This window comes from Aquitalea sp. FG25 (genome assembly GCF_057809375.1).
The window spans coordinates 65,915-78,693 of record NZ_JBMDJV010000016.1; the positions used below are offsets into that span (position 1 = coordinate 65,915).

Here is a 12,779-nt window from a genome sequence, read left to right on the forward strand (position 1 = left end):
ATTTGACGGAGGAAACCATGGTTCAACTGACCGGTGCCTGCCATTGCGGCAACATCCACGTTTCCATTGATCTGACACAACCGCCTGACAGCTATGCGCCCAGAGCATGTGATTGCGACTTCTGCCGCAAGCACGGCGCGTCCTACCTGTCCGACCCGCATGGCCGCTTGCAAATAGATGTACGCGACACAGCCTGCATGGGCAAATACCGCCACGGCAGCCAGATGGCCAACTTCCTGTTGTGCACCCGCTGCGGCGTGCTGATTGGCGTGTTGTATCAGGATGGCAAGCGCCTGTATGGCACGGTGAATTGCGCGGTGCTACAGCAGGCAGAAGCACTTGGCACTCCCGTATCCGTATCACCCAAGCGGCTGGAGAGCAGCGACAAAACCGCCCGCTGGACCGCGCTGTGGTTTCCGGATGTACGTATCACCACCCATGCTAAAGATGGAAACGCTGATCTGGGCTAAAGCACATGCTTGTAATGGGACAAACGCGCGACTGTCTGCGGCAAGCCCTGCTGAAGCAAAATGTCCAGATAGGCCTCTACTGATTTTGGCGGGTTCTTCAGACGCGCCCTGCACGCCATGACGCAAGCCAATACCAAGGTCGGATTCAAATCGAATAATTGCATGATGAATGTATCAGGATGCTGTGCTTCCACATCATGCTCAACCAAGGCATCGACAGGAAAATCTTTCAGATTGAATGTCACGATGACACGGCTGCGGCTATGTATCGCGGCCGCCAGTACATGGCGGTCATCAACATCCGGTAAGGTCAGGCCATCCACCAGATATTCATGGCCAGTAACCAGACAATCCTGCACAGCCTGATTCATCAGCATGCAGGTACGCTGCAATTGGGCAGGCTGGATGTCTGGTCGTCTGGCCAGCAGGTTTCTGGTCCATTCTTCATGAATCTGCTCTGACCACTTCGCCTGGAACACATCCGTTTGTGCCAACTGCATCAGCAAATCTCGCAAAGGAGCCGGATACAGGACGCATGCATCATAAACCGCAGCAAAACCACTCACATCAATAACCCATATCCAGCTCTTGCGCCTGGGCCACCAGCGCATCCAATACCTGTAAACGTAAGGCTTGATTCTGTCTTTTGTACTGCAACAGATCCTGATAGTGCACTCGCCGATGCTTACCCACTTTGTGGCTAGGAATTGTCCCGGCATCAAGCAATTTGACCAAATACGGACGAGACACATTGAGCAAATCCGCAGCCTCCTGCGTACTCAGCACCGCATGAACCGGGATAAGGCTGACAGCATGCCCCTGTGCCATTTGCTCCAGGATATCGACCAGCAGACGATAAGCTACCGTGGGTATCTGCACCGCCTCATGCTCACCAGCCTGGTCGATAACCCGAATCATCCGGGCTTCTTCCAGACTGCCAAGGTATTGGGAAAGCTGGCGAGCACTTTCCTTGGCCAGCAAAGTATCGGTCTCGTTAGGCAGAGTGCTTACCACCATTGTGTTCATGATAAAGACTCCTCGGGTGAGCGGTTTGCAGGATTGACATATGGCTTGGAAAACCATGAGTAGCACGGCGCGCTCAGTTGCCACCACATGGGTCATGTCTGACCCTGACCAAGGCTGAGCCACTACATATCAACTATACAAAAACGAAATAAACGAAACAAGCGAAATAAACGAAAAGTCTATACAGCAAGAAATGTCATACCTGCACTTAGTCCTACCAAGAACAGATACACCGAACACGAAGAAAACCTGCTGTAACCATCTTTAGCACGTCGAACTCCCGCCACAGCCGCACCACAATTTTTTACACATCATGGGCGCGGCCGGAACTTGCGGCGCGCTAACGTCGCGCCGCTGCGAACAGCCGACCGCTTAACACCTTGGGCGGCACGTCTGCGTCGGCTCGCGCTGACGGGAGTGGGGCCACGCTGAGTTTGTTGCTGCAACTTGCCAGCTGCTGCTACCACATGCTGTTTCTATTGCTGATTTAAAACAGCAACGATGCCGTTTGTCTTTCAAAAATCAACCACGGTACCGATACCACCCCTGTCCCCATCAAGCATGCCGACGGGTGGCCGGGGCGAGGTATTAAGCGCCTGCCCTGTTTGAGCGATTTGACGTTAGCAAATCGCGAGTTCAGGCGCGCCTCGGCCCGGTCGGGGCCTGTCGGGTAGCCGCAGGCCATGCTTGCCGGGGTGGCCTGGGAGGTGAAGGAGGGCTTGGCCACGCAAGCCCTCTTTCCCGCCTGCCGCGCGGAAGCGGCAACACAAAACATCATCCGCGCAGCGGATTCAATCCCCTTACCTGCACCTCTTGCCAGTGTTTCCTCTCCCCTCTAGTCTTGCTGGCGCCAGTGCTGCTGATTAGCCTTGACCAGTTGCGTTTTCAAACGCTTCCAGGTTTAGCGACCTGTCTTGTAACTGGCATTAAGAGGCCGCATTACGCGGCTTCTTTAGCTTGTGTCCGTAATGTTTATGGCGGGCCAAGTGGGGAGACCTCATCGGTCTGCCGGTGCCAGTTCCGGTTCGCCAACCCTGCTTTGGCCTGCCACCCGCGTTTGGCGACGTCGGTGATGCAGCCTCTAATATCAACTGGAGCCTGAATCATGACCACTCCCCAATCACCCCCGCACCTGACGCTGTACTACCAAGGCAAACCCGTCCGGGTGCTGCTGCACCACGGCCACTGCTGCCTGTTGGCCGACGACATCCTCGCCCTCACCCCACCCCGCCTGCGCCACCAGCTGCAACAGCAACTGGCCGACTACCCCGGCTGCGCCCTCACCCTACCGCAACACGACAGCCCGCAATGCGGCTGGCCAGCACCCGCCCTGCAACGCGCATTGCAACAAAGCAAACGTCCCGCCGCCCGCCAACTGCAACACTGGCTGCAACAACAGGTGCTACCCGCCCTGCAGCAACTGCCACCCAATGCCCCGCGCTGGGAACAGGCGCTGGCCATGGCCGCCGAGGCCGGACAACAAATCAGCCATGCCGTACTGCAAGCGGTGCTGGAACACGGCAGCGACTGGCAACACAGCCATTGGCTGCTGACACTCAACTACACCGCCACCCACCCGCGCCGCCATGCCCATGGCCGTCTGGTGGTACTCAATAGCAGCGCCACGCCCTTGCAGGCATTGGCGCAACACATTGCCGGGCCGGACGGCAGTGCCAGCCGTAATGGCGAGCTGCTGCGCCTGGCGGCGGCCTGCCACCAGCAACTGGCAAAACGAGCGGAGAAACAGGCGTGGCGGGCAGAGGCGGCGGAGCAGCCACGCGCCAACCCGACCGCCTGATGTCACCGACAGCCAATGCTCAACGCGGGGTTTGCAGCGCGCATTGACCGCGCTCGCCCTATCCATCCATCATCAATCCACCCGAGTACCGGCGATGGCATGTCGCCACAATCTGCCCCCATGTCGGCTTTTGACACGCAAGGCGTCTGCCGTCGTGGCTCAATAAGCGGCATCACGGGCAATGCCCCACCCAGAATACAAGGAAGACAACGTGCAAGATGGCATCCTGAAAAGCTATATCGGCGGTCGTTACCTGGATAACCCGGCGCTGCCGCTGGCCGACAATTTCAACCCGGCCAATGGCGAACTGCTGTGCAAGGTGCAGCAGGCTGGTGCCGCCGAGGCCGAACTGGCAGTCAAGAGCGCCGAGGCCGGTTTTGCCGTATGGAGCGAGATGACCGGTGCCGAACGCGGCCGCATCATGAACAAGGCGGTAGGCATTTTGCGGGCGCGTAACCGCGAGCTGGCCGAACTGGAAGTGCGTGATAACGGCAAGCCGATTCAGGAAGCCGAGGCAGTGGATGTGCTGTCCGGCGCGGATTGCATCGAATACTTTGCCGGCATGGCCGCCGGGATTCACGGCGAGCACTTTCAGCTCAAGGGCGCATTTGCCTATACCCGGCGCGAGCCGCTGGGCGTGTGCCTGGGCATTGGCGCGTGGAACTACCCCATCCAGATTGCCTGCTGGAAATCCGCCCCGGCGCTGGCCTGTGGCAATGCCATGATCTACAAGCCCTCGGGCATGACGCCGATGAGCGCAGCCCTGCTGGCGGAAATCTACAGCGAAGCAGGCGTGCCGGATGGCGTGTTCAACGTGATTCAGGGCAGCTCTGCCGTGGCGCGGCAGTTGATTGCCGACGAACGCGTGGCCAAGGTGTCGATTACCGGCTCGGTGGATACCGGCAAAGCCATCATGAAAGACGCCGCCAGCACGCTCAAGCGCGTCACCATGGAGCTGGGCGGCAAGTCGCCGCTGATCATCTTTGACGATGCCGACATCGAACAGGCAGTGTCCGCCGCCATGCTGGCCAACTTCTACACCCAGGGCGAAATCTGCACCAACGGCACCCGCGTGTTTGTGGCGCGCGGCATTCACGCCGCCTTCATGCAGCGGCTGAAGGAGCGCACCGCGCTGTTGAAGATTGGCAACCCGATGCACCCGGACACCCAGGTGGGTGCGCAGGTTTCGCCCAGCCATGCACAAAGCGTGCTCAAGTACATCGACATCGGCCAGAGCGAAGGCGCGGTGCTGGCCGCTGGTGGCCAGCGCGTGATCGTGCCGGGTTGTGAGGCTGGCTGGTTCATCGCCCCAACCATTTTTGACCAGTGCCGCGACGATATGCGCATTGTCAGCGAGGAAATCTTTGGCCCGGTGATGTCGGTACTGGTATTCGACGACGAGGCCGAAGTGATTCAGCGCGCCAATGCCACCCGGCTGGGGCTGGCGGCAGGGGTGTTCACCCGCGACCTGGCGCGTGCGCACCGCGTGGTGGCCAAGCTGCAAGCCGGGGTGTGCTGGATCAACAACTACAACATCACGCCGATTGAAATGCCGTTTGGCGGCTATAAGGAATCGGGCCTGGGCTATGAAAACAGCCTCACCGCCATCGATTGCTACACCCAGCGCAAGAGCGTGTATGTGGAGTTGACCGGGGTGGCCAGTCCTTACGCCTGAGCAAGCGCGGCTAACAAAAACCCTGTTGCTGCGTTGCACCAGGGACGCTGCGCTATTTTGTTCGCCGCGCTAACACGCCAGGCGGCTCACCCTGTCATCCACACGATAACGGCAGACCTCACGGCCTGCCCTTGTCTTGTCTGAACCTTCCGTCGTAAGGAGCACCCATGTCGCAACAGTTCGATTACATCATCGTCGGGGCCGGTTCTGCCGGTTGTGTGCTGGCTGCCCGCCTCACCGAAGATGCCGATGTCAGCGTGCTGCTGCTGGAAGCCGGCGGGCCGGACTGGCGGCTGGACTGGCGCACCCAGATGCCCGCCGCGCTAGCCTACCCACTGCAAGGCACCACCTATAACTGGGCCTACACCACGCTGCCGGAGCCGCACATGGGCAACCGCGTGATGACCCAGGGCCGGGGCATGGGGCTGGGAGGCTCGTCCTTGATTAACGGCATGGTGTATATCCGTGGCAATGCGCTGGACTTTGACGGCTGGGCGGAAAATGCGGGGCTGGAAAACTGGAGCTATCTGGACTGCCTGCCCTATTTCCGCAAGGCGGAAAGTTACGACAAGGGGGCGAATGACTTTCACGGCGCAGGTGGCCCGCTGCATGTCACCACGCCACGACCGGACAACAACCCGCTGTATCAGGCCTTTATCGCGGCGGGCGAGCAGGCTGGTTACCCGCGCACCGACGACCTCAACGGCTATCGTCAGGAAGGCTTCGGGCCGATGGACCGCACCACCACGCCAGACGGCAGGCGGTGCAGTACCTCCTTGGCCTATCTGGATCAGGCCCGGCCCCGCGCCAATCTGACCGTCAAAACCCGCGCGCTGGCCGACCAGATCCGCTTTGCCGGTAACCGCGCAGTAGGCGTGAGCTATCTGCAAGGCGGCAACTTGCAGCAGGCCGAGGCGCGACGCGAGGTGATTGTCTGTAACGGGGCGATTGCCAGCCCGCAGCTGCTGCAGCGCTCCGGCGTGGGCAATGCCGACCAGCTCAAGCAGCATGGCATCAGCAGCGTGGTACACCTGCCCGGTGTGGGCGAGAACCTGCAAGACCATCTGGAAATGTATCTGCAATACCACTGCACCAAGCCGGTGTCGATCTACCCGGCACTGCAATGGTGGAACAAGCCGCCCATCGGCGTGGAGTGGTATCTCAACGGCACCGGCCTGGGGGCCACCAACCACTTTGAGGCGGGCGGTTTCATCCGCAGCAGCACCGAGTTTGCCTGGCCCAATCTGCAATACCACTTTATTCCGCTGGCCATGAATTACGACGGCAGCAATCCGGTGAAGGCACACGGCTTCCAATGCCATGTCGGCTCCATGCGCTCGCCCAGCACCGGCTTTGTGCGGCTGGCCAGCCGCGACCCGCGCGTCAAACCGCTGCTGCAATTCAATTACATGGCGCATGCGGTGGACTGGCAGGAATTCCGCGCCGGGGTGCGGCTGACCCGCGAAATCATCGCCCAGCAAGCGTTTGACGAATTCCGTGGCGAGGAAATCAAGCCGGGCATGAAGATTCAGAGCGATGCCGAAATCGACGCCTTTGTGCGCGAACATGCCGAAACCGCACTGCACCCGTCCTGTACCTGCAAGATGGGCTACGACGACATGGCGGTGGTGGACAAGGACGGGCTGGTGCATGGCGTGGAGGGCCTGCGGGTGGTGGACGCCTCCATCATGCCGCGCGTTACCACCGGCAACCTCAATGCGCCGGTCATCATGATGGCGGAGAAGCTGGCCGATGCCATTCGTGGCCGCGCACCATTACCACGCTCGCAAGCGGCCTATTTCACTGCGGGCCAGCAAGCGGTACGGCTGATGGGGACGGCGGATTTTCCCTGGCCGACTGCCAGCGTGCCTGCCGCACATTGATAGCGTGAAAAGCTAATGCGGCGCTTGACTGTGCCGCCGCAGTTTCTACAATGCCATGCAGTGGCTGCACTGCAGTCGCCTTCAAGGAGATTGAATATGCACACTCTGAAACCGCGTAATCCCTACGCCTGCTCGCCCTTGCTGAAAAAGGGCGGCGCCCACCGCAGCAGCCGTTCCGGCCTGCGCCAGAACGCACGTCAGGCCATGTTGGCCGAACTGGATGAGCTGGACTGGATTGATCAGTACCCGCCAGCCCTGGCTGCCGAATCCATCCGGGATGATGATGATGCACCGGGCAGTTTTTCTTGCCACCCCAGCATGACAAAGGCCGCTTCCCAGCGGCCTTTCACTTTGTTCAGCCCAGCCTGATTACACGGTAAAGCTCCCGGCCAGCGTACTTAGCTGTTCGGACAAGCCCTTCAACTGCCCCACGGTTTGTGCCGTTCCCTTCATTGCCCGGCTGTTCTCCTCCGACATCTGCGCCACCTGCTCCACATTTTTTGCCAGCACCTGACTGGTATGACTTTGCTCATTCAACGCCATCTGGATTTCTGCCACCGCCTGCTGTACCTGATCAATCTGCTGCTGGATGGACACAATGGCCACGCCCGCCTCCTGTGCATGTTGCTGGCCGGTTTCCACCGTCTGCATGCCGGTTTGCATATTGCCCGCCGCCTGCCGCGCCGTGTGCTGGATTTGCTGCACGATGCCACCTATTTCGGTGGTGGAGTGGGCCGTGCGCTCGGCCAGCTTGCGTACTTCGTCGGCCACCACGGCAAAGCCGCGCCCCTGCTCCCCCGCCCGTGCCGCCTCAATGGCGGCATTAAGGGCCAGCAGATTGGTCTGATCCGCCACATCACGAATCACATCCACAATGCCGACAATGGATTCCGACTGTTTACCCAGTTCCTGGATGGTTTCCGATACGGTCGAGATTTCACGCACAATGCTTTGCATGCTGCGCCCGGCACCCTGGATAACCTGGGTACCACTACCTGATTCGGCCACCGCCGAGCGCGACAGGGCATTGGCCTCAACAGAACGCTCGGCACTCATCGACAGACTGGTGCTTAGTTGTTCCACCGCAGCAGCCATGCTGGAAGCCGCTTCGGACTGGCGGTCGCTGCTGCTGGCTACCAGGCTGGCCCCCTCCGCTACGTCGCGGGCAGCACCGTCCAGTTGCTGCGAGGTCTGCACCAGCTGGCTCACGGTTGCGCGCAGTTGATTGCGCATCTTGCGGATGGCAGCCAGCAGGCTGGAGTCGTCATTCTCCTGCAGGGTAATGCTGGTATCCAGCCGCCCGATGGCAATCTGCTCCACGATTTCCTGCACATAAAATGGCTCGCCACCCAGTTGTGCGGTAATCGACATGTATAGCGCGATGAAAAGACCGCTCGACACCAGCAAGGCCAGACCGGCACAAATCAGATACCGATCTCTCTGCCACTGGATGCCTGCAATCCGCGCATCCAGCAGGCTGCCCAGCTGGGTCAGCGCCAATTGCTGAAACTGCCCGGCAACATCCAGGCTGGCTGCCTGCAAACCGGCGGGGCGGTAAGCCTGTCCACCGATGGCCTTGGCCAGTTCTGCCGCATTCACCCCGGCCTGTGCGGTCAGCTTGTCATCCAGGCCGGCAAAGACGGATTTCAGGCTGGCGTTATACGCGATGGCCTTTGCCAGATCATGCTGCATGTTCTTCAGGCTCTCGCTGATCTGCGGTGCCAGTCCCAGGGCTTGGTCCCGTGCGGCGGCAGGCAGGGCTTGCCCGGCTGACACTTGCAGCAAACCGTTGGCCTGCGTGGTATGGGTAAGCCAGACAGGCCACTGCACGGTCAGGATATCCATCAGGTAAAAGGTATCGATATCCGGGTCCAGCGTCAGATTGGACTGGTCGCTGGCCATGCTGCTCAGCTCCAACAGGCGGCTGGCCATGGCTTGATAATTTGCCGGCTGTGGCGCGGCCTGCAGCTTTTGCCAGGCCGCCTCCAGGGCCGACCAGCCGGTATCCAGCTGTAACTGCGCATTCAATGCGCGATGTGTCTGCTGCAGCGTCTGCCATTGCTGTTGCAAGGCGTCGGCTACCTTTGCCCCGCTCGCTGCGGATGTCTGTGCTTGCTCAATAGCCAGCAGCAAGGACATGGCTGGTTGCAGATACTGCACACCCAAACGCTCCTTGCTGGAAAAGTCCACGCTGTCCTGATTGCTGCGATACAGCCCGTAAGTGAGATAAGCCAGCGCAACAACAAATACGGCACCAATCAGGGCAAAACGAGCGGGATAGCTCAAACGCTGCATCCGGCGTGAACAATAGCGAAGCATGCAAAACTCCTTGGCAACAAGCAAAACAGCGGTCATTCGGTAAAGCGCACTGTTTGTTTATAGCGGCACGATTTCGCATCGCAACAGACAAATCCAGCCCTGCCGTAGGGTTAATAAGCAGTACTTGCCAGTGTGACTTCACACCGTATAAAATGTATTAAAAATACACTTTAATTTCCCCAACGCATTGTGACGACACATCAAATTCGTCCAATAAAATGTATTTTACATACACATTAAGGATCAACCATGCTCAGTAGCGAAATCCGCCAGCTCGTCAAATCCACCGCCCCCGTCCTGAAGCAGCATGGCGTGCTGCTAACCAGCCACTTCTACCAGCGCATGTTCCAGCACAACCCGGAACTGAAAAACATCTTCAACCAGGGTCACCAGCATGCCGGTCAGCAACAGCAGGCACTGGCCATGGCCGTGGCTGCCTATGCCGAGCATATCGACGCCCCTGAAGTACTGCTGCCAGTGCTGGAGCGCGTGGCACACAAGCATGTCAGCCTGGGCATCCGTGCCGAGCACTACCCCATCGTTGGCAAGCATCTGCTGGCGTCCATCCGCGAAGTGCTGGGTGAAGAAGCCGCCCCGGACAGCCTGCTCAATGCCTGGGCTGCCGCATATCAGCAACTGGCTGAGCTGCTGATCAATCTGGAAAACAGCCTGTATCAGCGCGCAGCCACCCAGCCAGGCGGCTGGAGCGGATGGCGTCCGTTCCGCGTGGTGAAAAAGCAGCAGGAAAGCACTGAGATCACCTCGTTTTACCTGCAGGCCGCTGATGGTGGAGCCCTACCCGACTTCCAGCCGGGCCAGTATGTGTCGGTGCAGCGCTTCATTCCCGAGTGGGGCCTGAGCCAGCCGCGTCAATACAGCCTGTCCGACGCACCGGGCAAGGACTGGCTGCGCATTTCGGTAAAACGTGAAGTCGCCCAGGGGGATGCACCGGCGGGCAAGGTATCCGGCCAGCTGCATGCCGAGCTGGCGGAAGGCGACATCCTGCAGGTTTCGCCGCCGTTCGGTGACTTTGTGCTGCATCAGGATCGCGATACCCCGGTGGTGCTGATCAGCGCCGGGGTAGGCCAAACCCCGCTGTTGTCCATGCTCAAGCATCTGGTGGAAAGCGGCAGCCAGCGTCCCATCCGCTATCTGCACGCCGCGCGGCATGGCCAGGTACATGCCATGAAACAGGAAGTCAGCGAGCTGGTACAGCGCTACCCGCAGCTGCAACAGGCCGTGTTCTATGAAAGCCCGTCGGCCAGCGAAAAAGCCGGCCAGGATTTCGACCGCGCTGGCCGTATCGATGCCGCCGCCATTCAGGCGCACGCGCTGCAGCAGGATGCCGACTACTACCTGTGCGGCCCGGTGGCTTTCATGCAGCAGCAACGCCGCCAGTTGCGTGATGCCGGGGTACAGGCCAACCGCATTCATATGGAAGTATTCGGCTCCAACGCCATGGCAGCCGACTGAGCCAACCACGCCAGGCAACTGGCCTGCATGACAATTTGCTTGTCATCGCGCATTGTGAGGCAGCGCCGTGCGGAGTATCCTGCGCGGCACTGTCCACCCCTCCTTTTCGCCCCATGCAACTGAACCGATTTACCGATCTTGGCCTGCGCGTGCTGATGTATCTGACGCACCGCGACCGTGCCCAGCCGGTCACCATCAGCGAGATTGCCGAACGCTTTGCCGTATCGCGCAATCATCTGGTGAAGGTGGTGCATTTCATGGGCCAGCAAGGCTGGCTGAACAACAGCCGTGGCAAGGGTGGCGGCCTGGCACTGGCCCAGCCCCCGGAGCATTACCGCCTGGGGCAGATCATCCGGGTGCTGGAAGGCAATGCGCCGCTGATCGACTGCGCCGAGCCGCCTTGCGCGCTACGGCAGGATTGCCAGTTGAAAGCGCTGCTGGATGTAGGAATGCAGGCATTTTTCAGCACCCTGGACGGCTACACCCTGCGCCACATCATCGCCAGCCCCACCGGCGAGGCCATCATTCGCCTGCATCGCCAGCCTAAAGAACAGCCATCGCAGCCAAGCCCTATCGATGACATTGGTCATCAATCGTAATGTGTTGTAAAAAACCATCACTTTCCAAACAAAAAGCCCGCTAGAAGCGGGCTTTTTTTCCTGTTTTTTTTAAGGGATTCCCCTTGGAAAACAGGGACCACTACATCAAATTGTCTTCGAATAACGTGCCTTGGTTTCCCGCTCGCGCAAGTGGCGATCAAACAGCATGGCGATATTGCGGATCAGGAAGCGCCCCTTGGGTTCCACCATCAGGAAGTCACCATCAAAAGTCAGCAGACCCTGCTTGTGGAATTCACGGATGGCAGGCAATTCGGCCGCAAAATAATCGGCGAAATTAATGCCGTGCACCTGTTCGATTGCCTCTACCGACAAGGAGAAACGACACATCAGCGCCTGGATGATGCCACGGCGCAGGATGTCATCCTGATCCAGCACCATGCCGCGCATCACCGGCAAACGGCCTTCATCCAGGGCAGCGTAATAGCTGTCCACGTCTTTTTCGTTCTGGCTGTAACAGGGGCCAACCTTACCGATGGAGGACACGCCCAAGCCAATCATGTCGCAATCAGCATGGGTGGAATACCCCTGGAAATTGCGCTGTAGACGGGCCTGACGCAGCGCAATGGCCAGATCGTCTTCCGGTTTGGCAAAGTGATCCATGCCAATAAAGACATAGCCAGCATCGGCGAGGCTCTTCACCGCATCCTGCAGGATATCCAGCTTGGTGCTGGGCAGCGGCAGATCAGCTTCGTTGATACGCCGTTGCGGCATGAATACGGTGGGCAGGTGGGCATAGTTGTACAGCGCCAGACGATCCGGACCAATGGCAATCACCTTGTCCAGCGTGCGTTTGAGCGATTCACGGGTTTGCAGTGGCAGGCCGTAGATCAGGTCCACGCTGACCGATTTGAAACCGGCCTCGCGAGCGGCATCGATTACCGCTACCGTTTCCTCTTCGCTCTGCACCCGGTTAACCGCCTGCTGCACCTGCGGATCAAAGTCCTGAATGCCCACACTCATGCGGTTGAAACCCAGGCGCGCCAGATGATGCACGGTTTCGCGACCGACCTTGCGCGGGTCGATCTCAATGGAATATTCTCCCTCCGGCAAAAAATCGAAGTGCGCGCGCAGCATGGCCATCAACCGGTCCAGCTGCTCGTCGGACAGGAAGGTGGGGGTGCCGCCACCAAAGTGCAGCTGAATGAGTTTTTCCCGGCAGCCAAGCGCGGCGGCAACCAGCTTGATCTCTTTTTCCAGATAGTCGAGATAGCGGTCGGCGCGGGTTTTATCCTTGGTGATGATTTTGTTACAGCCGCAGTAGTAACAAACCGTGTTACAGAACGGTATGTGAACGTACAATGATATTGCGTTCTGATGCATGCCAAGGTGGCGTTGCTTCAGCCAGTGTTTATAGTCCTTCTCGCCAAACGCCGGGGTAAACCGGTCTGCGGTCGGGTAAGAAGTGTATCTTGGGCCTGAGCCATCAAGACGTTCGATCAACTCTCGGTCGAACTCACAGTGGGTAGGCGAAAACGGATGGGTGGTGTGCATGTCGTCGGGTATTGATAGTCAAAC

General features: G+C 59.2%; 11 protein-coding genes. 7 read left to right on the forward strand and 4 right to left on the reverse strand.

The features are described from left to right. Window positions 1–17 precede the first annotated feature (17 nt). Entirely contained in the window at window positions 18–470 is a 453-nt protein-coding gene (locus tag ACODR9_RS15020; protein WP_488810230.1) for a GFA family protein, read from the forward strand. Here ACODR9_RS15020 and ACODR9_RS15025 read toward each other — a convergent pair. Together ACODR9_RS15025 and ACODR9_RS15030 are read right to left on the reverse strand one after the other, a co-directional pair. Next, window positions 467–1,081, reverse strand: a complete 615-nt coding sequence (locus ACODR9_RS15025) for a VapC50 family PIN domain-containing toxin (protein ID WP_488810231.1) — start codon at window positions 1,079–1,081, stop codon at window positions 467–469. The two genes, ACODR9_RS15020 and ACODR9_RS15025, sit on opposite strands and share 4 nt — an antisense overlap. Then, window positions 1,038–1,496: a helix-turn-helix domain-containing protein gene (locus tag ACODR9_RS15030; RefSeq protein ID WP_488810232.1), complete on the reverse strand. Its 459-nt coding sequence runs from the start codon at window positions 1,494–1,496 to the stop codon at window positions 1,038–1,040. Before ACODR9_RS15030 ends, ACODR9_RS15025 begins: the two co-directional genes overlap by 44 nt. 1,105 nt (window positions 1,497–2,601) lie before the next feature. Here ACODR9_RS15030 and ACODR9_RS15035 point away from each other — a divergent pair. The 4 genes from ACODR9_RS15035 (at window position 2,602) to ACODR9_RS15050 (ending at window position 7,221) form a co-directional block, all read left to right on the forward strand. Next, a complete protein-coding gene (locus tag ACODR9_RS15035) occupies window positions 2,602–3,294 on the forward strand; it encodes a BRO-N domain-containing protein (protein WP_488810233.1) in 693 nt (230 codons plus the stop codon). Window positions 3,295–3,475: 181 nt separating this feature from the next. After that, on the forward strand, window positions 3,476–4,969 hold the full coding sequence (gene betB / locus ACODR9_RS15040; protein ID WP_488810234.1) for a betaine-aldehyde dehydrogenase: 1,494 nt from the start codon (window positions 3,476–3,478) through the stop codon (window positions 4,967–4,969). Between the two features lie 167 nt (window positions 4,970–5,136). Further along, window positions 5,137–6,852, forward strand: a complete 1,716-nt coding sequence (gene betA / locus ACODR9_RS15045; protein ID WP_488810235.1) for a choline dehydrogenase — start codon at window positions 5,137–5,139, stop codon at window positions 6,850–6,852. A 96-nt stretch (window positions 6,853–6,948) separates the two neighbouring features. Beyond that, the gene (locus ACODR9_RS15050) at window positions 6,949–7,221 is read left to right on the forward strand and encodes a hypothetical protein (protein WP_488810237.1); all 273 of its coding nucleotides are present in this window, start codon (window positions 6,949–6,951) and stop codon (window positions 7,219–7,221) included. Here ACODR9_RS15050 and ACODR9_RS15055 read toward each other — a convergent pair whose 3' ends face one another. Next, window positions 7,222–9,171, reverse strand: a complete 1,950-nt coding sequence (locus ACODR9_RS15055; protein ID WP_488810238.1) for a methyl-accepting chemotaxis protein — start codon at window positions 9,169–9,171, stop codon at window positions 7,222–7,224. A 249-nt stretch (window positions 9,172–9,420) separates the two neighbouring features. On the opposite strand from ACODR9_RS15055, the gene hmpA reads away from it, so the two are divergent. Then, window positions 9,421–10,644, forward strand: a complete 1,224-nt coding sequence (gene hmpA / locus ACODR9_RS15060) for an NO-inducible flavohemoprotein (protein WP_488810239.1) — start codon at window positions 9,421–9,423, stop codon at window positions 10,642–10,644. Between the two features lie 113 nt (window positions 10,645–10,757). Next, window positions 10,758–11,243: an RrF2 family transcriptional regulator gene (locus ACODR9_RS15065; RefSeq protein WP_488810241.1), complete on the forward strand. Its 486-nt coding sequence runs from the start codon at window positions 10,758–10,760 to the stop codon at window positions 11,241–11,243. A gap of 105 nt (window positions 11,244–11,348) precedes the next feature. On the opposite strand, the gene hemN is transcribed toward ACODR9_RS15065, so the two are convergent. Further along, the gene (gene hemN, locus ACODR9_RS15070; protein WP_488810242.1) at window positions 11,349–12,755 is read right to left on the reverse strand and encodes an oxygen-independent coproporphyrinogen III oxidase; all 1,407 of its coding nucleotides are present in this window, start codon (window positions 12,753–12,755) and stop codon (window positions 11,349–11,351) included. Between the last annotated feature and the right edge of the window lie 24 nt (window positions 12,756–12,779).